The organism is Streptomyces sp. NPDC001108 (genome assembly GCF_053598535.1).
Window position 1 is genome coordinate 264605 of sequence record NZ_JBSFKL010000001.1, and the last position, 19747, is coordinate 284351.

General features: G+C 74.7%; 17 protein-coding genes. 6 read left to right on the forward strand and 11 right to left on the reverse strand.

Going from position 1 to position 19747, the window contains the following annotated elements:
* The first annotated feature begins 60 nt into the window (after window positions 1-60).
* Entirely contained in the window at window positions 61-687 is a 627-nt protein-coding gene (locus ACWC97_RS01125; RefSeq protein WP_450646655.1) for a precorrin-8X methylmutase, read from the forward strand.
* A gap of 2 nt (window positions 688-689) precedes the next feature.
* Window positions 690-2195 carry a precorrin-2 C(20)-methyltransferase gene (locus tag ACWC97_RS01130; RefSeq protein WP_450646657.1) on the forward strand — a complete coding sequence of 502 codons (1506 nt, stop codon included), beginning with the start codon at window positions 690-692 and terminating at the stop codon, window positions 2193-2195.
* Here the strand turns inward: ACWC97_RS01130 and ACWC97_RS01135 are convergent.
* A complete protein-coding gene (locus ACWC97_RS01135; protein ID WP_352276512.1) occupies window positions 2180-2953 on the reverse strand; it encodes a cobalt-precorrin-6A reductase in 774 nt (257 codons plus the stop codon). The two genes, ACWC97_RS01130 and ACWC97_RS01135, sit on opposite strands and share 16 nt — an antisense overlap.
* 11 nt (window positions 2954-2964) lie before the next feature.
* Between ACWC97_RS01135 and ACWC97_RS01140 the strand changes: the two genes are divergently transcribed.
* Window positions 2965-4098, forward strand: a complete 1134-nt coding sequence (locus ACWC97_RS01140; protein ID WP_450646659.1) for a cobalt-precorrin-5B (C(1))-methyltransferase — start codon at window positions 2965-2967, stop codon at window positions 4096-4098.
* 9 nt (window positions 4099-4107) lie between these two features.
* On the opposite strand, the gene ACWC97_RS01145 is transcribed toward ACWC97_RS01140, so the two are convergent.
* From ACWC97_RS01145 to cynR, 9 genes are all read right to left on the reverse strand, one after another.
* Complete coding sequence (locus tag ACWC97_RS01145) at window positions 4108-5112, reverse strand: MerR family transcriptional regulator (RefSeq protein WP_450646661.1); 1005 nt, start codon at window positions 5110-5112, stop codon at window positions 4108-4110.
* A gap of 4 nt (window positions 5113-5116) precedes the next feature.
* Window positions 5117-5827 (reverse strand): HEAT repeat domain-containing protein, encoded by a 711-nt coding sequence (locus ACWC97_RS01150; protein WP_450647448.1) that lies wholly within the window; start codon window positions 5825-5827, stop codon window positions 5117-5119.
* Window positions 5828-5905: 78 nt separating this feature from the next.
* On the reverse strand, window positions 5906-6655 hold the full coding sequence (gene cobM, locus ACWC97_RS01155; protein WP_352276507.1) for a precorrin-4 C(11)-methyltransferase: 750 nt from the start codon (window positions 6653-6655) through the stop codon (window positions 5906-5908).
* Window positions 6652-7911 (reverse strand): precorrin-6y C5,15-methyltransferase (decarboxylating) subunit CbiE, encoded by a 1260-nt coding sequence (cbiE, locus tag ACWC97_RS01160; protein WP_392278111.1) that lies wholly within the window; start codon window positions 7909-7911, stop codon window positions 6652-6654. Before cbiE ends, cobM begins: the two co-directional genes overlap by 4 nt.
* Complete coding sequence (locus ACWC97_RS01165) at window positions 7904-8926, reverse strand: ABC transporter substrate-binding protein (protein ID WP_352276504.1); 1023 nt, start codon at window positions 8924-8926, stop codon at window positions 7904-7906. The genes cbiE and ACWC97_RS01165 overlap by 8 nt, the downstream gene beginning before the upstream one ends.
* 15 nt (window positions 8927-8941) lie before the next feature.
* A complete protein-coding gene (locus ACWC97_RS01170; protein WP_352276502.1) occupies window positions 8942-9727 on the reverse strand; it encodes an ABC transporter ATP-binding protein in 786 nt (261 codons plus the stop codon).
* Window positions 9727-10836: a FecCD family ABC transporter permease gene (locus ACWC97_RS01175; protein WP_352276500.1), complete on the reverse strand. Its 1110-nt coding sequence runs from the start codon at window positions 10834-10836 to the stop codon at window positions 9727-9729. The genes ACWC97_RS01170 and ACWC97_RS01175 overlap by 1 nt, the downstream gene beginning before the upstream one ends.
* A 467-nt stretch (window positions 10837-11303) precedes the next feature.
* Window positions 11304-11948: a GntR family transcriptional regulator gene (locus ACWC97_RS01180; protein ID WP_352276498.1), complete on the reverse strand. Its 645-nt coding sequence runs from the start codon at window positions 11946-11948 to the stop codon at window positions 11304-11306.
* A gap of 16 nt (window positions 11949-11964) precedes the next feature.
* Window positions 11965-12912 carry a transcriptional regulator CynR gene (gene cynR / locus ACWC97_RS01185; RefSeq protein WP_352276496.1) on the reverse strand — a complete coding sequence of 316 codons (948 nt, stop codon included), beginning with the start codon at window positions 12910-12912 and terminating at the stop codon, window positions 11965-11967.
* 123 nt (window positions 12913-13035) lie between these two features.
* Here cynR and ACWC97_RS01190 point away from each other — a divergent pair, with 123 nt between their 5' ends.
* Window positions 13036-13635, forward strand: coding sequence for a carbonic anhydrase (locus ACWC97_RS01190; protein WP_352276494.1), 600 nt, complete (start codon window positions 13036-13038; stop codon window positions 13633-13635).
* Window positions 13636-13697: 62 nt separating this feature from the next.
* Entirely contained in the window at window positions 13698-14168 is a 471-nt protein-coding gene (cynS, locus tag ACWC97_RS01195; protein ID WP_352276492.1) for a cyanase, read from the forward strand.
* 165 nt (window positions 14169-14333) lie between these two features.
* Here the strand turns inward: cynS and ACWC97_RS01200 are convergent, their stop codons facing one another.
* Complete coding sequence (locus ACWC97_RS01200; protein ID WP_450646665.1) at window positions 14334-15296, reverse strand: helix-turn-helix domain-containing protein; 963 nt, start codon at window positions 15294-15296, stop codon at window positions 14334-14336.
* Between the two features lie 91 nt (window positions 15297-15387).
* On the opposite strand from ACWC97_RS01200, the gene ACWC97_RS01205 reads away from it, so the two are divergent.
* Window positions 15388-19620, forward strand: coding sequence for a S8 family serine peptidase (locus ACWC97_RS01205; RefSeq protein ID WP_450646666.1), 4233 nt, complete (start codon window positions 15388-15390; stop codon window positions 19618-19620).
* Window positions 19621-19747 lie beyond the last annotated feature (127 nt).

The following is a 19747-nucleotide window of genomic DNA, read 5'->3' on the forward strand; positions in this document are numbered from 1 at the left end:
CCCGCCCCACTCCCCCGAACCCGAACCGTTGTCACCTCCGACGAAGAGAGCGAAAGCACTGTGCACCAGTACGAGAAGGACGGACCGGCGATCTACCGCCAGTCGTTCGCCACGATCCGGGCGGAGGCCGATCTGGCCGGTCTGCCCGCCGATGTGAGCCAGGTCGCGGTCCGGATGATCCACGCCTGCGGGATGGTCGATCTCGTCCGGGACCTCGCCTTCTCCCCGGAGGTGGTGGCCCGTGCGCGCGCCGCGCTGCGGGCCGGTGCGCCCATTCTGTGCGATGTGGCGATGGTCGCCAGCGGTGTCACCCGCAAGCGGCTGCCCGCCGACAACGACGTGGTGTGCACCCTGTCCGACCCCTCGGTCCCCGACCTCGCGAAGGAGCTGGGCACCACCCGCAGCGCCGCCGCGCTGGAGCTGTGGCGCGACCGGCTGGAGGGGGCGGTGGTCGCCGTCGGGAACGCGCCGACCGCCCTGTTCCGGCTGCTGGAGATGGTCGAGGAGGGCGCACCGCGTCCGGCCGCCGTCATCGGTGTGCCGGTCGGATTCGTGGGCGCCACCGAGTCGAAGGACGCGCTGGCCGCGCATCCGTCCGGGCTGGAGCACCTCATCGTGCGGGGCCGCCGCGGCGGCAGCGCCATCGCGGCCGCCGCCCTCAACGCCATCGCCAGCGAGGAAGAGTAGACGTGAGCGAGCAGAGCACGGGCCGGCTGTACGGGGTCGGGCTGGGGCCCGGTGATCCGGCCCTGATGACCGTACGCGCGGTGGAGGTCATCGCCGAGGCCGATGTCGTCGCGTACCACAGCGCCCGGCACGGGCGGTCCATAGCCCGCTCCATCGCGGCGAAGCACATCCGCGCCGACCACGTCGAGGAGCAGCTGGTCTACCCCGTCACGACGGAGACCACCGACCATCCGGGCGGCTACCGGGGCGCCATGGAGGAGTTCTACGCCGAGGCGGCGGCCCGCCTGGCGGCACATCTCGACGCCGGGCGCACGGTCGCCGTCCTCGCCGAGGGCGATCCGCTCTTCTACGGCTCGTACATGCACATGCACAAGCGGCTCGCGGACCGCTATCCGACCGAGGTGATCCCCGGGGTCACCTCGGTCAGCGCGGCCGCCGCCCGGCTCGGGACCCCGCTCGTGGAGGGCGAGGAGGTGCTGACGATCCTGCCCGGCACCCTGCCGGAGGAGGAACTGACGGCCCGTCTCGCGGCCACCGACGCCGCCGTGGTGATGAAGCTCGGCCGTACGTTCCCGGCGGTGCGCGGCGCGTTCGAGGCGTCCGGCCGGCTGCCGGAGGCGCGGTACGTCGAGCGCGCCACGATGGCCGGGGAACGGGTGGGCGAACTGGCGGACGTGGAGCCCGGTTCGGTGCCGTACTTCGCGGTCGCCGTCCTGCCCAGCCGGGTCGGGGCCGTGCGCCCGGAGCCTGTCCCGGAGGGCGGCGGGGTGACGGTGGTGGGCACCGGCCCGGCCGGGCCGCTCTGGCTGACCCCGGAGACGCGCGGGGCGCTGGCCGCCGCGGACGACCTGGTCGGCTACACCACCTACCTGGACCGGGTGCCGGTCCGGCCGGGGCAGGTGCGGCACGGCTCGGACAACAAGGTGGAGTCGGAGCGCGCCGAGTTCGCCCTGGACCTGGCCCGGCGCGGGCGGCGGGTGGCCGTGGTCTCCGGCGGTGACCCGGGCGTCTTCGCCATGGCGACGGCCGTCCTGGAGGTCGCCTCGCAGGAGGAGTACGCGGGGGTGCCGGTCCGGGTGCTGCCGGGGGTGACGGCGGCCAACGCGGCCGCGGCCCGCGCGGGCGCCCCGCTGGGCCACGACTACGCGACGATCTCGCTCTCCGACCGGCTCAAGCCGTGGGAGGTCATCGCGGAGCGGCTGCGCGCGGCGGCCGGGGCGGACCTGGTGCTGGCGCTGTACAACCCCGGCTCACGGAGCCGGACGTGGCAGGTCGGCAAGGCCCGTGACCTGCTGCTGGAGCACCGCTCGCCGGACACCCCGGTGGTCCTGGGCCGGGACGTGGGCGGCCCGGCCGAGAGCGTACGGACGGTGCGGCTGGCCGATCTCGACCCGGCCGAGGTGGACATGCGGACGATCCTGATCGTGGGGTCCTCGCAGACCCGCTGGGTGGAACGCGAGGGCGGGCGGCAGATCGTGTGGACGCCGCGCCGCTACCCGGAGGGCTGAGAGGTCGTCCTCCGCAGGGCGTGCCCGCGCAGCCAGGCGACGGCCGACTCCGGCGTCTCCACGACCGGTACGCCCTCGGGGACGGGGGGCCGCCGCACCACCACGACCGGGATCCCCGCCTCGCGGGCCGCGGTCAGCTTGGGGGCGGTGGCGGCGCCCCCGCTGTCCTTGGTGACGAGGACGTCGACGCGGTGGCGGCGGATCAGCTCGCGCTCCCCGTCCAGGGTGAACGGCCCCCGGTCCAGCAGGACCTCCATCCGGGCCGGGTACGGCTGCTCGGGCGCGTCCACCGAGCGCATCAGGAACCACAGCTCGTCCAGCCCGGCGAAGGCGGCCAGGCCCATCCGCCCCGTGGTGAGGAAGACCCGCCGCCCCAGTGCGGGCAGGGCCGCCGCCGCCCCGGCGAGCGAGCCGACCGGGTGCCAGTCGTCGCCGTCCCCGGGCACCCACCCGGGGCGGCGCAGCGCGAGCAGGGGAACATGGGTGGCAGCGGCGGCGGCCGCCGCGTGGAAACTGATCGTCCCGGCGAAAGGGTGGGTGGCGTCGATGAGCACGTCCACCCGGTGCGTCCGCAGCCACCCGGTCAGCCCGTCCACTCCCCCGAACCCGCCGATCCTGACCTCACCGGGCGGCAGCCTCGGGCCCGCCACCCGTCCGGCCAGCGAGCTCGTCAGCCGGTCACCGGCGGGGAGCTCTTCCACCAGTGCCTCGGCGAGGCGGCGGGCCTCCGTCGTGCCGCCGAGTACGAGTACATGCATCGGAACCATCCATGGGTGAGATCGAGGGCGGGCGCGACGCCCAGCTGAAACACACCGGCCTGCGGCCGGGCTGGACCACCGGCGCCTGCGCGACGGCGGCGGCCACCGCCGCGTACACGGCCCTGCTGACGGGCGACTTCCCCGACCCGGTGACGATCACCCTACCCAAGGGGCAGACGCCCGCCTTCGCGCTCGCGGTGGAGGGACTCACCGGGGAGCGGGCGACGGCCGGAGTGGTGAAGGACGCGGGCGACGACCCCGATGTGACGCACGGCGCCCTGGTCCGGGCCTCGGTGCGGCGGCTGCCGCCGGGCTCCGGGGTGGTGTTCCGGGCCGGGCCGGGGGTCGGCACGGTCACCCTGCCCGGGTTGCCGCTCGACGTCGGGGAGCCCGCGATCAACCCGGTGCCGCGCCGGCTGATCCAGGAGCACCTGGCCCGGGTCGCCGCCGGGCACGGGGGGTCGGGGGACGTCGAGGTCACGGTGTCGGTGGACGACGGCGAGGAGATCGCCCGGTCCACCTGGAACCCGCGCCTAGGCATCCTGGGCGGTCTGTCGATCCTCGGCACGACCGGGGTCGTGGTGCCGTACTCCTGCTCCGCGTGGATCGACTCGATCCGCCGCGGGGTGGACGTGGCACTGGCCGCCGGGCTGACCCATGTGGCGGGGTGCACGGGATCCACCTCGGAGCGGACCGTGGTCGCCGAGTACGGGCTGCCGGAGATCGCGCTGCTCGACATGGGGGACTTCGCGGGCGCGGTGCTGAAGTACATCCGCCGCCACCCGGTGGACCGGCTCACGGTCTGCGGGGGGTTCGCGAAGCTGTCGAAGCTCGCCGCCGGCCACCTCGACCTGCACTCCGGCCGGTCCCAGGTCGACAAGCCGTTCCTGGCCCGGCTGGCCCGGCGGGGCGGGGCGGACGAGGCGCTGGCGGCCGAGGTAGCGGTGGCGAACACGGGGCTCGAAGCGCTCCGGTTGTGCCTCGCGCGGGGGGTGCCGCTCGGGGACCTGGTGGCGGTGACGGCACGGGACGAGGCGCTGTCGGTGCTGCGCGGCGCGCCGGTCTCGGTGGACGTCGTCTGCGTCGACCGGGCGGGCACGGTCGTGGGGCGCAGCGGGGTGCGCGGGCCGGTCCGCGGCGGCTGAGCGGTGCCTTCAGGCTCCGTCCCGCAGGCGCAGTACGTGGGCGGCGGTCAGCGCGACGGCCCGGTCCCGGTCCTGCGCCAGGGCGGCGAGGGCTTGCTCGGCCTTCGCGCCCGGGATGTCGGCGAGCGCCTGGGCGAGCCGCAGCCGCTCGGGCGGTGCGGTGCCGTTCCGGGCGAGCCGGCCGACCAGTCCGGTGGCGATCCGGTCGGCCGCGGCCGGGTCCTGCGCGAGGGCGGCGAGCGCGTCGGCGGCATCGGTGTCGCCCCGGCCTTCGACGACCATGGCGAGGAGTTCGGGGACCGCGTCGGCGGCGCCCCGGGCGGCGAGCGCCAGGGCCGCGGGGGCCCGGACCTCGGGGGCCGGGTCGGCGAGAGCGGCGCGCAGCGGTGCGGCCGCGGTGGTGTGCGGCAGGGCGGCCAGGGCCCGCGCGGCGCGTTCCCGTACCGGGGCGGAGGGGGCGCGCAGGGCCTCGGCGAGCAGGGCCTGGCCGTCCTCGCCCGAGCGGGCCAGGGCCCAGCGCAGGGCCCCGGCCACGTGCGGGTCGGATTCGGCCAGGACCGCCTCGACCAGGGCCTCCACCGGTACGGGGCGGTCGTCGGCCGCGCTCAGGGCGGCGCGCTGCCGGTCCGCGGGGCTGGCGGAGCCCAGTTCGCGCAGGAGCGCCACGGTCCGCAGGACACCGGTCCAGTCGGCGGGTCCGGCGGCGTCGATCCGCCGGAGCCGTTCGAGCAGTTCGGTCTCGGCGGCGATGCGTTCCCGTGTGCGGCGGACCAGGTCGTCGACGAGTGCGGCGGGCGCGAATCCTGGGTCGTCGAGCGCCCGTGCCACCTCGCGCAGCGAGAGCCCCAGGGACCGCAGGCTCTCGATGTGGAAGATCCGCCGGATGTTCTCGTCGGAGTACTCGCGGTAGCCGGAATCGTTGCGGCCGTCGGGCCGGACCAGCCCGAGCGACTCGTAGTGCCGGAGCATGCGGGTGCTCACCCCGGACCGCCGCGCCACCTCGCCGATCAGCACCGTTTCACCGCTCCTCACCGGCGTCGGTGCCGAGGGCCACGACGCGTTTCGCCGCCTCGATCGCGGACGCGGACCCGGCGTCCGGGTCGCGCCGGAGCCGTTCCGTGGCGAGCGCGTGCGCGCGCGCCCGGGGGTCGGGGCCGGATCCGGCGGCGGCCAGGGCCGGCAGGGCCGCGTCCCCGAGCGCGATCAGCGCGCGGCTGAGGCTCAGCCGGGTCTCGTGCGGGCCGCGCCCGAGCTGTCCGGCCAACCCTACGGCCAGCCCGGGCTCCGCACCCTCGGGCACCAGCACGACCGCCGCCCGCCAGGCGCTGCGGGCCACCTCGTCGTCGGGATCGGCCAGCAGCTCCGGCGTGATCACCGGCCAGGCCGCCCGGTCCCCGATCTTGGACAGGGTGTGCAGGGCCTGGGCCCGTGCCCGGGCCCCTCCTGAGCGGACCTCGCCGACCAGCAGCGGGACCGTCGCCGCCGGGGCGTGCCGGGTGAGCGCCCAGGTCAGCATCTCGCGCACCTGGAACTCGGGCTCGACCGCGCACCGTTCGACGAGCGCGCCGACGGAGCCGGGGCCCGGGGCGGAGCCGACCGTCAGGGCCGCCCGGAGCCGGACCGACGGGTCGGTGTGCGCGAGCGCCCGCAGCGCGCGTACGGCGTGCGGGTGCCCGGTGTGCTCGGCGGGTGCGTTCCGGGCGTGCGTGTCCTCGGTGGGCAGGTTCATCGGGACCACCTCCTCGCCCCGCAGTGAACCGCTTGTCACCGTGTCAAGGTCAAGCCGGTGCGGGGCGGGCCGGGCGGGTCAGCACGTGTGACGGTCGCGGTGGGGCGAGTAGAGGTGGCTGTCGCGGAACTGCTCGGCGCCCAGGGTCCGGCCGACCATGATGACGGCGGTACGGATCACGCCCGCCGCCTTCACCTGTCCGGCGATGTCGTCGAGGGTGCCGCGCAGGACGATCTCGTCCGGGCGGGAGGCGAGCGCGACGACGGCGGCCGGGCAGTCGGCGCCGTAGTGCGGCAGGAGTTCCGCGACGACGCGGTCCACGTACCGGGCGGCGAGGTGCAGCACGATCAGGGCGCCGCTGCGGCCCAGGGTGTCCAGGTCCTCGCCCGGCGGCATGGCGGTCGCCCGGTGGGCGATCCGGGTGAGGATGACGGTCTGGCCGACGGTCGGCACGGTCAGTTCCCGCTTGAGCGACGCGGCGGCGGCGGCGAACGCGGGTACGCCGGGCACCACGTCGTAGGGCACCCCGGCCTCGTCGAGCCTGCGCATCTGCTCGTTGACCGCGCTGAACACGGCGGGGTCGCCGGAGTGCAGCCGGGCCACGTCGTGACCGGCCTCGTGGGCGGCGAGCAGTTCGGCGGTGATCTGGTCGATGTCGAGCTGCGCCGTGTCCACCAGCCGGGCGTCCGGCGGGCAGGTGTCGAGCAGTTCCCGGGGCACCAGGCTGCCCGCGTACAGGCAGACGGCGCAGGAGGCGAGGAGGCGGGCGCCGCGCACGGTGATCAGGTCGGCCGCGCCGGGGCCGGCGCCGATGAAGTGGACGGTCATCTGTGGGTGTCTCCTGAGTGCGGTGCGGGTTCGGTCGGGGGTTTGCGCACGGACCACTGGGTGACCGGCATGGCCTGGCGCCAGCCGGTGAAGCCGCCGACCGGTACGGCGTGGGCGACGGCGAGCCGGACCAGTTCGCCGCCGTGGCGGCGGTGCGCCTCGGCGAGCAGGGCCTCGGACTCCAGGGTGACGGTGTTGGCGACGAGCCGCCCGCCGGGCCGCAGCGCCTCCCAGCAGGTGTCGAGCAGACCGGGCCCGGTGAGCCCGCCGCCGATGAACACGGCGTCGGGCACGGGCAGTTCGGCCAATGCGCCGGGGGCGCGGCCGGTGACCACGCGGAGGGCGGGCACGCCGAGGCGGTCGGCGTTGCGGGTGATGCGCGCGGCGCGTTCCGGGTCGCGTTCGACGGTGATCGCGCGGCAGGACGGGTGGCTGCGCATCCATTCGACCGCGATCGATCCGGAACCGCCGCCGATGTCCCAGAGGAGTTCGCCGGGGGCGGGGGCGAGGACGCCGAGGGTCGCGGCCCGGACGTGCCGTTTGGTGAGCTGTCCGTCGTGCTCGTACGCGTCGTCGGGCAGGCCCGGTACGGCGCCCAGGCGCAGGGCGCCGGGGGCGCGGCGGCAGTCGACGGCCACGATGTTCAGCGGGTCGGACGGGGGGTGCGGCCAGTCGTCGGCGGTGCCCTCCAGGCAGTTCTCGGCGGGCCCGCCGAGCTGTTCGAGCACCCGGAGCCGACTGGGGCCGAAGCCCTGTTCGCGCAGGAGCCGGGCCACGGCGGCGGGGGCGTCGGCGTCCGCGCCGAGGACCAGGACGCGGCGGCCCTCGTGCAGGTGGGCGGCGAGCCGGGCGGTGGGGCGGCCGACCAGGGTGACGGTCTCGGTGTCCTCGACCGGCCAGCCGATCCGGGCGCAGGCGTAGGAGACGGACGAGGGGTGGGGCAGGACGCGCAGCCGGTCGGCGCCGAGCACCTCGGTGAGGGCCCGGCCGATCCCGTAGAACATGGGGTCGCCGCTGGCCAGGACGGCGATCCGGCTCCCGGCGTGCTCGGCGAGGAGTCCGGGGACGGCGGGGCGCAGCGGCGAGGGCCAGGCGATCCGCCGGCCGGGGCAGGACGGTGGGAGGAGGTCCAGCTGGCGTCCGGCGCCGATGAGGACCTCGGCGCCGGTCAGTGCGGTGCGCGCCGCGTCGGTCAGTCCCGCCCAGCCGTCGGCGCCGATGCCGACGACGGTCACCGGATCCGGCCGGTCAGCCATGGGACACCTCCTTCAGGTAGGTGGCGAGGGAGGCGACGGCGGCGGGGTTGCGGGGGCTCTCCACGAGGTCGACGTAGTCGAGGACGTGGATGCGGTCGTTCTTGATCGCGGAGACGTTGGCCAGCGGCGGGTAGGACTTCAGGAACGCCTTCTTCTGCTCGGCGCTCCGGTCCCCGTAGTTGTTGATCACGATGACCTCGGGGTCGCGGGCGACGACGGTCTCCCAGCCGACCGTCACCCAGGTGTCCTTCAGGTCCTTCATGACGTGGTCGCCGCCGGCCTTGGTGATGATGTCGTGCGGGCCGGCGAAGACCCCGGCGGTCAGCGGTTTGTCCCGGCCGTCGTCGTAGAGGAAGACCCGGGGGCGGTCGGAGCCCTTGGGCGCCGTGTCGCGTGCCCGGGCCACCTGCTCGCGGAAGCCGGTGACGAGGGCTTCGGCGCGGTCCTCGACGTCGAAGATCCTGCCCAGGTTGCGCAGGTCGGTGTAGAGCGCGTCGAGCGGGGCCATCACCCCGCGCGCGTCGCCCCGGCCGTTGCGGCAGGACTCGCTGAGCAGGTACGAGTCGACGCCCACGCGCCGGAGTTCGGCGGGGGTGAAGCCGCCCTCCTCGCTGAATCCGTAGTTCCATCCCGCGAAGACGAGATCGGCGCGGGCGTCGAGGACGAGCTCCTTGTTGATGGTCTTCTTCGAGAGCCATGTGGTCTTCCCGTACCCGTCCTTCCAGGGTACGGAGGTGAGGTCGCCCTTGTCGTCGGGCATCACGTAGCCGGCCATGTGGTCCGCCAGGCCGAGCGCGAACATGATCTCGGTGATGCCGACGTCGTTGGTGACGACGCGTCGGGGGGCCTTGTCGTAGGTCTTCTTCTCGCCGCAGTTCTCGACGGTCACCGGGTAGTGGCCCGACGCGTCGCTGCCGCTCTTCTCCTCCTGGGAGGTGGGCAGTTGGGCGCCGCACCCGGTGAGGACCAGGGCGACGGCGAGGGCGTACGCGGCGGGGCGTGCGGGGCGGGGCATGGCGGTGAGGCGTCCTCAGGAGTCGGTTCGGGCGGGAAGGAGCCGGTCGAAGATCAGCTGCACGGCGCCGGTCTCCGGATGGGCGACGCGGTGGGCGCGTACGCCGAAGACGTCGGCCAGCAGCTCGGGGGTGAGCACGTCGTGGGGGGCTCCGGTCGCGACGATCCGGCCCCCGGAGATGACGTGGAGCAGGTCGCAGTGGAGGGCCGCGAGGTTGAGGTCGTGCAGGGAGGTGAGGACGGTGGGGCCGCTGTCGCGGACCAGGGCCAGGACGTCCAGTTGCTGGGCGATGTCGAGGTGGTTGGTCGGTTCGTCGAGCACCAGGAGCCGGGGCCGCTGGGCCAGGGCGCGGGCGATCAGGACCCGTTGCTTCTCGCCTCCGGAGAGGGTGAGGAAACCCCGGTCGGCGAGGTGGGCGGCACCGACCCCGGCCAGCGCCTCGGCGCAGGCCGTGCGGTCCGCCTCGGTGGCCCGGCCCATCGACGACTGGTGCGGGGTGCGCCCCATGGCCACCACCTCGGCCACCGTGAAGTCGAACTCGGAGACGGCCTCCTGGGGAAGCGCGGCCAGCCGGCGGGCGCTCTCGCGCGGGCTCAGCGCGTACAGGTCCTCGCCGTCGAGCCGTACGGTGCCCGCGGAGGGGCGCAGCGCCCGGTAGACGCAGCGCAGCAGGGTCGACTTGCCGCTGCCGTTGGGGCCGACCAGGCCGACGAGCTGTCCCGAGCCCGCGCCGAGCGTGGCATCGGCCACCAGCCGCGCGCCAGCGATCTCGACGGTCAGGGATTCGATGTCGATCCGCATCAGGCGCCTCCGAAGGTGTAGGTGCGGCGGCGCATCAACAGCACGAAGCACGGCACGCCGATGGCCGCGGTCAGTACGCCCACCGGCAGTTCGGCGGGGGCGAGGACCACCCGGGAGAGGATGTCCACCCAGATCATCAGGACGGCGCCGACCAGTGGGGCGACGGCGAGCAGCCGCCGGTGGTCCGCGCCGACGAGCATCCGTACGCCGTGCGGCACCATCAGTCCGACGAAGCCGATCGCGCCGCTCACCGCGACCACCGCTCCGGTGACGGCCGCGCAGACCACGAAGAGTTCCTTGCGCAGCCGCCCGGCGTCGACGCCCAGGGCGGCCGCCGTCTCGTCGCCCATGGCGAGGGCGTTCAGCCGGCGGGCGGACCAGGCGAGATGGGCGATGCCGCAGAGCACGGCTCCGGCGGCGATCGGCACCGAGGCCCAGTTGGCGCCGCCGAGGCTGCCGAGCATCCACATCATGGCGGAGCGGGCGGCCTCGCCGTGTTCGGCCGCGAAGACCATGAAGGTGGTGACGGCGGAGAAGCCGTAGTACATCGCGGTACCGGTGAGGACGAGCCGCAGCGGGGTGAGACCGCGCGCGGTGCGGGCGATGGCGTACACCAGCACCATGGCGAGGAGCGCGGCGAGGAACGACGCCGTGGACAGCGCCCAGACGCCCAGGGCGCCGAAGGCCCCGAAGATGAGGACGGCGTTGGCGCCGACGGCCGCGCCCGAGGAGATGCCGAGGACGAACGGGTCGGCGAGCGCGTTGCGGACCATGGCCTGCACGGCGATGCCGATGGCCGAGAGCCCGGCGCCGACGACGGCGGCCAGTACGGCGCGCGGGAAGCGCAGCTCCCAGACGATGGTGTACGCCGCGACCTCGTCGGGCGCTATTCGGCCGCCGGTCAGCCCGGCCCACAGGTGGCGCAGCACCTCGCCCCAGGAGAGCCCGGACGCCCCGATGCCCGCCCCGCAGACCAGCGAGAGCAGCAGCGCCACGACGAGGACGGGCACGAGGAGCGCGGGTGACATCCGGCGTGGTGGAGCGGGGCCGGAGGCGGCACGGGCCGCGCGGGACGGCACGGCGGGCCGGCGGTCGAGGGGAGTGGCCACGGGCGGTTCGCTTTCGCCTCGGGCCGTGCATCTACGTCATCAACGGAGCGGCCCGGACGCGGCGCGCCCGTTGCAGCACCCATCGCAGTCCACGGCGAATTGACAGGAGCCTTCACCGCCACGGGTGATCGGGCTCACGGGGCCCATTCGGGCACCGTCTACCGTTGCGGGTCAGCGCCGGACTTCGACCGGACTTCCCCCGTGGGGCAGATGCAGCTTAACGCGAACGGTTTGGCGGGTTTCCACCCCGTCCTGGTCCGGGCGGGGCCGGCCTGTTCCTCCGGTGCGGCCGGCGGAGCCGTGGGCGCATCCCCCGAACGGCCGACACGGAGGTCGTCCCGACGGCCTCGCATCACCGACCGGTCCGGCTACCGCCGGGCCCGAACGCGCGCCGAGCATGGGGGGCGGGCCCGTACCTCCGGGCGCCGTCCACGGATTCGCCCGGCTGCTGGGCGGCCGATTTGCCCTCAGGAGCGGCCGCGACGGGCGGCGGCGGCCCGGCGGCCCGAGATCAGGTGCCGGCCGGCCAGCTCCACCACGGTCTCGGCGTCCCGGTCGGCGATCGCCGCGTAGAGGTCCTCGTGCTCCCGCGCGACGCCCTCCAGGTCGTCGTGCTGCCCCAGCAGCCAGCGCATCCTGCTGCGCAGGGTGGCCTGGAGCTCGTTCAGCAGCTCGTTGTCGGCCAGGGCGGTGACCGTCTCGTGGAAGTCGGCGGCGGCCCGGCGGGCGGCCACGGCGTCGCCCCTGGCCGCCGCGCCCAGCTCGGCGTCCAGGTCCGCGCGGAGCTTTTCGAGCCCCGCGCGGGTGCGCCGCTGGGCGGCCAGCCGGAAGGTCAGGGCCTCCAGCGCCGCGCGCACCTCGTCGAGGTCGTCCACGTCCGCCGGGGTGAATTCCCGTACGACGGCCCAGGTCCGGGGCCTGGGGGTGACCAGGCCCTCGGTGACCAGCGCCTTCAGGGCCTCGCGGACGGGCAGTCTGCTCACCCCGAGCTCCGCGGCGAGTTCGCGCTCGACGAGCTTGCTGCCCGGCTCGCGCACACCGTCGATGATCTCGTCACGCAGCTGGCGCGTGACCCGTTCCGACTCGGGCTCGAAGTCCCCAGACCCTGTCATGTGCCCGATTCTCTCATCACCCGGTGCCCGCTCCGGGCAGGCAGTTCCCCGGTGCGGGCCCACCGGGCGGGGCGTAGCCGCGGGTGCGGACCAGATCGTGGACGAGCCGGGTGAAGGCGCGGGCGGCGGCGCTCTCGTAGCCGCTCTCCCGGCGCAGCAGGGTCGCGACCCGGGTGGGCAGCGGGGGGTCGACGGGGACGTGGCCGAGGTGCGGGTCGTCGTCCGTGACCGCCAGGGGCAGCACGGTGGCGAGGGGGCCGATGCGCCGGACGATCTCGGTGAGGGCCTGGATGGTGTTGGCCTCCACGGCGATCGGGGGGTCGATCCGGTGCCGGGCGAAGTAGTCGTCGACATGGACGCGTGTGACGAAGTCGCCTCTGAGCAGAGCGAGTTGCTGACCGGCGAGCTCCCGTACCGGCAGTGGGCGCTCGCCCCCGGCCCGGTGCGCACCGGTGACCAGGCCGAGGGGTTCGGTGAACAGCGCGGTCGATGCGATGCCCTGGAGGTGGGTTCCCTCGAAGGCGATGCCGAGGTCGAGTTCGTCGGCCAGCAGGCCCGCCTCCATGCGGTCCTGGGGCATCTCCCGGAGGTCCAGGGTGATGCCGGGATGGTGCGCGTGCAGCGCCGCCACGAGCGGGCCGACGAGATAGGCGGTGAAGGTCGGGGTGAGCGCCAGCCGCAGGTGCCCCCGGGCGAGATCGGCGACGTCGAGGACGGCGCGCTCGGCGGCGGCCAGCTCCCGCAGCGCGCGCCGCGCGTAGTGCACGTAGGCGGCGCCCGCGTCGGTGGTGCGGACTCCCCGGCCGCTCCGGTCGAGCAGCCGGGCGCCGACGACCCGTTCCAACTGCTTGATCTGCTGCGACAGCGTGGGCTGCGAGATCCGCAGCTCCTCGGCGGCGCGCGTGAAGTTGCCGTGCTCGGCGACCGCGATCAGATAGCGGAGGTGACGTAGTTCCGGACCCATGAGCGCATTATAGAACCGACCTATAAGGATCATGGATATCAAGTCTTGGACTCTATAGGCCCAGGTCATGCATGGTGGTTTTCGTCAGCCCCTCGGGGGCGGCCCCATCGAAAGGAGTGACCGATGCAGGACCTCACGGACGGCGTCGCACGATTCCGCCGCGACGTCTTCCCCGAGAAGGCGGGGCTCTTCGCCCATCTGGCCACGACCCACCGCCCGAAGACGCTGTTCATCGGCTGCTCCGACGCCCGGGTGGTCCCGGAGCTGATCACCCAGAGCGATCCGGGTGAGCTGTTCGTGATCCGTACGGCGGGCAATCTCGTCCCGGCGTACGGGTCGGGCCGCGACGGCATCGCGGCGAGCGTCGAGTACGCCGTCGCCGTGCTCGGCGTGACCGACATCGTCGTCTGCGGCCACTCCGCCTGCGGGGCGATGACCGCCCTGGCGGAGGGGCACGACCTCGGTTCCGCCCCGGTCGTGGCCGACTGGCTGCACCACGCGGACGCCGCCCTGGCCCGTACCGCCGCCGGTCCGGCCGTGACCGGCCCGGAGCGGGTCGACGCCCTGGTGCGGGCCAACGTGGCCGCGCAGCTGCAGAACCTGAGCACCCACCCCTCCGTGGCCCGCGCCCTGGCCGAGGGCTCGGTCACCCTGCACGGCTGGGTGTTCGACATCGCCACGGGCACCGTCGAGCCTGCCGGGACCGCCCTGGCCGCCGCCTGACCACCCCCACCCCCACCGAACCACCGGCCCCGCCCGGGACCGGCCCCCCGAAAGGAACCCTCGTGCCGCACGCGCAGTTCGACCCCACCGCCCGCCAGACCCTCGCCATCGCCGCCGTCGAGGCCAAGACCCGCAAGGACCTCACCTGGGAGCAGATCGCCGACGCCGCCGGGCTGTCGGTCGCCTTCGTCACCGCCGCGGTCCTCGGCCAGCACGCCCTGCCGGAGGACGCCGCCCGCGCCGTCGCCGAGCTGCTCGGCCTCGACGAGGACGCGGTGCTGCTGCTCCAGACCATCCCGACCCGCGGATCGATCCCCGGCGGCATTCCCACCGACCCGACCATCTACCGCTTCTACGAGATGCTCCAGGTCTACGGGACCACCCTGAAGGCCCTGGTCCACGAGCAGTTCGGCGACGGCATCATCAGCGCCATCAACTTCAAGCTCGACGTGAAGAAGGTCGCCGACCCCGAGGGCGGCGAGCGCGCCGTCATCACCCTGGACGGCAAGTACCTCCCCACCAAGCCCTTCTGACCCACCCCTCCCCCACCGCCGTACGCAACACGACACGGCGGGCCGGAAGACGCCCCCACGGCGGACTCCGGCCCGCCGTGTTCTCGCATTCCGCTCAAGGGCCTGCATCGCCGCGTAAACGGGATACGGAACACTCCGTCGCTTCACGCACCGCTGGCCCCGGTCTCAGAGCAGACCCCGGCGGGCGGCGATCACCCCGGCCTGGAAGCGGTTGGCGGCACCGAGCAGTTCGTGCAGCCGGCTGATCCGGCGGCGCATGGTCCGTACCGACCAGCCGAGCTGGCGGGCTATCGCCTCGTCCTTGAGCCCGCTGACCAGCAGGGTGAGAACGAGCCGGTCCTCCTCGCCGAGCGGGTCCTCGGCGGGGGCCTCCAGCGGCAGCGCCTGCTTCCAGCACAGCTCCCAGTAGTGGGTGAGCGCGTCGAGCAGGGTGGACGGACGGATCACCGCGGCGCGTACGTCGTGGAGGTCGAGGGAGAGCGGCATCAGGGCGAGCTTCCGGTCGGCGACGGCGAGCTTGATACCGAGGCCGGGCAGGACCCTGGCCTGCTCCCCGTGGCGGACCAGCTCGCGGATGTCGTCGAGGACGCCGGGCCACTCCAGCGCCTCGGGGGCGTAGACCGCGCGGTAGCGGACGCCCCGGCCCAGCGCCGTCGCCTCCACCGGATTGGAGGTGGTCAGGGCGTACGGCGGCCGGTCCAGGGTCATCACGTCCTCGCGGGCCTCCTGCTGGAGGCGGACGAACCAGCGGCCGAGGGCCTCGCTCCCGGTGGTGATCTCCACCTCGTCCTCGCCGCCCGCCCCGGCGCACGCCGCGGCGAACAGCCGGGACAGCTCCCCCGCCGCCGACCGGACCTTCTCCAGCTCCTTGCTCCTGGCCCGCACCAGCGCCTCGACGGCGGCCTCCGGCTCGATCGCCGCGTACCGGCGGCGGGCACCGGCGAGCCGGCCGACGAGCCCGTGGTCGCGGAGCCGGTCCAGCGCTCGGGCGACGCGCTCGGCCGAACATCCGAGGTCTGCGGCGAGTTCGGCAGGCGCCGCGGTCCGCCGGGCGAGCACATGACGGTAGACGCTCTCGTCGAACGGATCGATGCCCGCGGCGGTGAGCTGTGAAGTCTCGGGATTCATGGGGGGATCGTGGCCCAGTTGTGCCACCTGCAGCAATGGACCACGGGGATCCGTTGTGCGACAAGTGCCGCGACCAGTAGGACCTTTACGCATGGCAATCAAGTCACGAAGACCACGTCACGCGGCACTCGCCGTCGTCGTGCTCGCCGGTGTCCTGGCGGCGACGCCGGGCGCCGCCGACGCGTCCACCACCCCCGACCCGCCGCGCCGGGTGCTCGTCGAACTCTCCGGCAGCCCCGCCGTGACCGCCGCGCCCGGCGGTTCGCTGCTCGCCGCCGGGGCCGCCCGCGACGTCGGCGCCGCGCGCCGCGCCCTCGCCGCACGGCAGGAGACGTTCCTCGGCTCGGCCCGGGGTGCCGGGCTGCACCCCTCGGCCACCCGTAAACTCGGCCTGCTCGTCGACGCCGTGGCGATGACGGTGCCCGCCTCCGAGGTGGGCCGGCTCTCCTCTCTGCCGGGGGTCGCCGCCGTCCACCCCGACACCCGGATGCTGACGAAGACCGACGCGAGCGTGCCGCTCACCGGCGCCCCCGACGTCTGGCGGCGCGAGGACCGCGCCGGGGCCCGGGTCACCGGCACCGGGACCACCGTGGCGATCCTGGACAGTGGCGTGGACTACACCCACCCCGACCTGGGCGGCGGTATCGGCAAGGGGCACAAGGTCGTCGGCGGGTACGACTTCGCCAACGGCGACGACGACCCGATGGACGACAACGGCCACGGCACCCATGTCGCGGGCATCGTCGCGGGCCGGGCCGCCGGGAAGGAAGGCGTCACCGGCATGGCGCCCGGCGCGAACCTGCTGGCGTACAAGGTGATGGACGCCGACGGCTCCGGCTACACCTCGGACATCATCGCCGGGATCGAGGCGGCCGCCGACCCGGCCAATCCGCACCGCGCCGACGTGATCAACATGAGTCTCGGCGGCCCCGGCGACGGCACCGACCCGCTGGGCCGCGCGGCGACCGCCGCCGTGGCGGCCGGTGTGGTCGTGGTGGCCGCGGCGGGCAACGAGGGACCGGGCACCGGCACGGTCAGCACCCCCGGCATCGCCGAGGGGGTGATCTCGGTGGGCGCCTCGACCAGCGGTCTGCGGCTGCCGAGCGCCTATCTGGCGGGCAGGGAGCCCGAGTTGATCCAGACCTACCGGGGCATCCTGTCCGCGAACCCGCCCGAACGGCCGGTCACGGCACCGCTCGTCGACGTCGGCAGGGGCACCGCGGAGGACTGGGAGCGGGCCGGTGACGTCCGCGGGAAGATCGTCCGCGCCGAGATGCTCATCGCCTCCGAGACCCGGGACGTGAGGGCCGACGCCCTGGAGTGGGCCCAGGAGGCGGAGAGGCGCGGCGCGCTCGCCGTGCTCGGCGGGCTGCCCACCTCCGACGGCCCCGTGTTCCTGGCCGGGGAGCCGGGAGCGGCCCGGCCACCGGTGGCGGCCCCCGGACCGGGCATCGTCCAGGTGCCTTCGTCGTCCGCGCGGATCGACGCCTCCGGCGACTCGCTGCGCATGGACCACCTGGTGGTCATGGGCATCGACCCGACCCAGTACACCGAACTGAGCACCCGGCTCGCCGCCGGGAAGGTGTCGGTGACCCTGCGCGGCACCGACACCACCGACAGGATCGCCTCGTTCTCCTCACGCGGCCCCACCCCGTCCTTCGGCCTCAAGCCCGACCTGGTCGCACCGGGCGTGGAGATCCGCTCCACCATCCCCTCCTCCCTGTACGGGCCCGGCCGGTACCGCATGTCCGGTACGTCGATGGCGGCCCCGCACGTCGCCGGGGCCGCCGCCCTGCTGCGCCAGCTGCACCCCGGCCGGACGCCCGCCGGGATCAAGGCCGAACTCATGGGCACCGCGCAGCCGTTGACTGACACCGGGCCCACCACGCACGGCGCGGGCCGGCTCGACGTGGCCGCGGCCGCCGCCACCGCCCTCGCCGCCTCTCCCCCGTCGGTGTCGTTCGGCCTCGCCGACCTGTCGGGCAACCGGGTCGGCGGCACCACGAAGGTGACGCTGCGCAACACCGGCGACCGCGCCCTGTCGGCCGCGCTGAGCACCGACGGCCCGGCCACCGTCTCGCCGAAGCGGATCACGGTACCGGCCGGACGCACGGCGACCGTCACGCTCTCGCTGCGCACCGCCCGGCCCGGGACCGACACCGAGATCGCCGGCCGGCTCACGGCGACCCCCGACCGCGGCCCCTCGATCGGGGTGCCGTACCTGCTGGTGGTGCGGCACCTCGCCGTCCAGGCGGCCCCCGACCCCAGCGACGGCCGCACCACCGTGCACATCGCCCCGCCGACCCCGCTCGTCGCCCCGCCGACCGTCACCGTCACCCCGCCCCGAGGCCGGTCCGTCGAGGTGCCCGCCACCCTCGACACCCGGACCGGCTACTACCGGGCCCCGGCCGCCGGCGCCGACCCCGGCGTCTACCGGGTCTCGGTCCGCGGCACCGCCCACGGCGGCCGGCTGCTCACCGGAACCGGCTTCTTCGAGGTGACCCCGGTCGACAGCCGCGCGGACCGCTGGCAGCCCACCGGGCCCAACAGCGAGGCGGGCTGGGTCGCGCTCTCGCCGGACCGGCCGCGGCAGGCCGTCCTCACCCAGTACCAGCAGGCGGCCCCCTGGCTCACCACCGACCGCGGCGCCTCCTGGCGCCGCCTGGGCCGCCTCCCCGTCCCCGAGGGCACCGGACCGCTCGTGGTCGACGCGAAGAACGCCGACCGCTGGTGGTACGCGGTGAACAGCGTCCACGACGGCAGCAGGCAGGGCACCGTCCTGCGCACCGACGACAACGGACGCACCTGGCGCACGCTCGACGTCCCCGACACCCGGTTCGTGGCGCTCACCGCCGACGAGCGGACCCGCACCCTGGTCGCGGTCACCTCGGACGCGCTGCTGGTCAGCACGGACGCGGGCGACCACTGGACGACGTACCCGACCGGTGTACCCGGCCAGGTCAGGACCGCCGTCCTCACCGGGGACACCCTCTACCTGTCGACGTTGCACGGCATCTGGTCCCGGTCGGGCATCGGCGCGGGCGAGCCCGGCGAGGCGCGCCGGATCCTCGACCCGGACGGCGCGACCGTCGGCTCGACGGCCGCCGACGCCTCGGTCGTGGCGGCGTACGTCCCGGGCCGGGGCGTGGTCGGCTCCCACGATGCCGGGAAGACGTGGGCCACCCTGTTGCCCCTGGTAGAGCGCGGCGTCACTCTGCTGGCCTCGGGCGGTGACCTGTACCTGACCACGACGCTCGGCACCGGCCGGCTCAGCCGCGACGGCGGGAGGACCTGGACCGAGGTGCCCCAGCCGACCCCGGCGGCGCTGCCGCTGGACTACGACCGGTGGGCCGACGGGTCCGTGACCGTCGCCAGCGAGCAGGACGGCCTCTACCAGGGCTCCGCCCACGGCACCGGGCTCCGGCGGATCGGCGTCCAGGGACTGACCGTCAACGACCTCGCGGTCAGCGACGGCCATCTGCTCGCCGCCACCGACAGCTCGGTCTACCGCACCGCGCTTCCCGTCCAGGGCCCGGAGTGGGGCCGGTCGGGCGGCGAGGGAAGGAGAGGGGTCGCCGTCCCGCAGCTCGCCGTGTCGGCGAAGGACCCGAAGGTGGTCTGGCGGGTCCGGCGCACCGCGTCGGGGACGTTCGACGTCGAACGCAGCGGTGACGCCGGTGCCACCTGGCACCGGCGGGGCACCTCCTCCGAGGTCCCGACGTCCCTGCTGGTCCACCCCGCCGACCCGGACCGGGTGCTGGTCGGCTTCCAGAGCCTGCTCGGCAAGGGGTTGTTCGCCACCGGTGACGCCGGGGCCACGTGGAAGAACCTGTACCACGGCCGTTCCTTCACCACCCTCGTGGGCGACCCGGCCGACCCGCGGCGCCTGTGGCTCGGCAGCCGCGACGGTCTGTTCCGGTCGGACGACGGCGGGGTGACCGTCACCAGGGTGGCGGACGGCCCGGTGACGGCGATCGGACTGGACGGGCGGCGCCTGGTCGTCGGCGGCGAGGACGTCCGGGTCAGCACGGACGGCGGCCGCACCTTCCGCACCTCGGAGACGGGCCCGCTCGCGGTCCACGTCTCCGACCTGCTCCGGGTGAAGGGCACCTGGTACGCGGCCACCACCGCCTCCCGGGCCAGCGGCCTCCCGCAGGGCGGGCGCGGCGTGCTGCGCAGCACCGACGGCGGCCGCAGCTGGCAGAACATCTCGTCCGGTCTGCAGAACACCGACACCACGAAGCTGGCCGCCGCCCCCGACGGCTCCACGCTCTTCGTCGGCACCGTCGACGGCGGCGTCCACCGCCTCGCGCTGCGTCGCTGATCCACCGGCCCCGCGGGGGCGCCGGGACGGGACCGCACCGTCCGGGCACCCCCGCGGGCGCTGACGCCGGAGCCCGGCACCGAGCCCGCCACTCCAGGCCCGTCCGGTGGCGGTGCCCCTGGCCGAC

Excerpts from the sequence above, each read along its gene's own strand:
- ACWC97_RS01170 (WP_352276502.1), bottom strand. The coding sequence starts at position 9,727 with ATGCGGATCGACATCGAATCCCTGACCGTCGAGATCGCTGGCGCGCGG.
- ACWC97_RS01190 (WP_352276494.1), top strand. The coding sequence starts at position 13,036 with ATGCAGGACCTCACGGACGGCGTCGCACGATTCCGCCGCGACGTCTTC.
- ACWC97_RS01200 (WP_450646665.1), bottom strand. The coding sequence starts at position 15,296 with ATGAATCCCGAGACTTCACAGCTCACCGCCGCGGGCATCGATCCGTTC.
- cynR (WP_352276496.1), bottom strand. The coding sequence starts at position 12,912 with ATGGGTCCGGAACTACGTCACCTCCGCTATCTGATCGCGGTCGCCGAG.
- ACWC97_RS01140 (WP_450646659.1), top strand. The coding sequence starts at position 2,965 with ATGGGTGAGATCGAGGGCGGGCGCGACGCCCAGCTGAAACACACCGGC.
- ACWC97_RS01205 (WP_450646666.1), top strand. The coding sequence starts at position 15,388 with ATGGCAATCAAGTCACGAAGACCACGTCACGCGGCACTCGCCGTCGTC.
- cobM (WP_352276507.1), bottom strand. The coding sequence starts at position 6,655 with ATGACCGTCCACTTCATCGGCGCCGGCCCCGGCGCGGCCGACCTGATC.
- ACWC97_RS01135 (WP_352276512.1), bottom strand. The coding sequence starts at position 2,953 with ATGCATGTACTCGTACTCGGCGGCACGACGGAGGCCCGCCGCCTCGCC.
- cbiE (WP_392278111.1), bottom strand. The coding sequence starts at position 7,911 with ATGGCTGACCGGCCGGATCCGGTGACCGTCGTCGGCATCGGCGCCGAC.
- ACWC97_RS01150 (WP_450647448.1), bottom strand. The coding sequence starts at position 5,827 with ATGAACCTGCCCACCGAGGACACGCACGCCCGGAACGCACCCGCCGAG.
- ACWC97_RS01180 (WP_352276498.1), bottom strand. The coding sequence starts at position 11,948 with ATGACAGGGTCTGGGGACTTCGAGCCCGAGTCGGAACGGGTCACGCGC.
- ACWC97_RS01165 (WP_352276504.1), bottom strand. The coding sequence starts at position 8,926 with ATGCCCCGCCCCGCACGCCCCGCCGCGTACGCCCTCGCCGTCGCCCTG.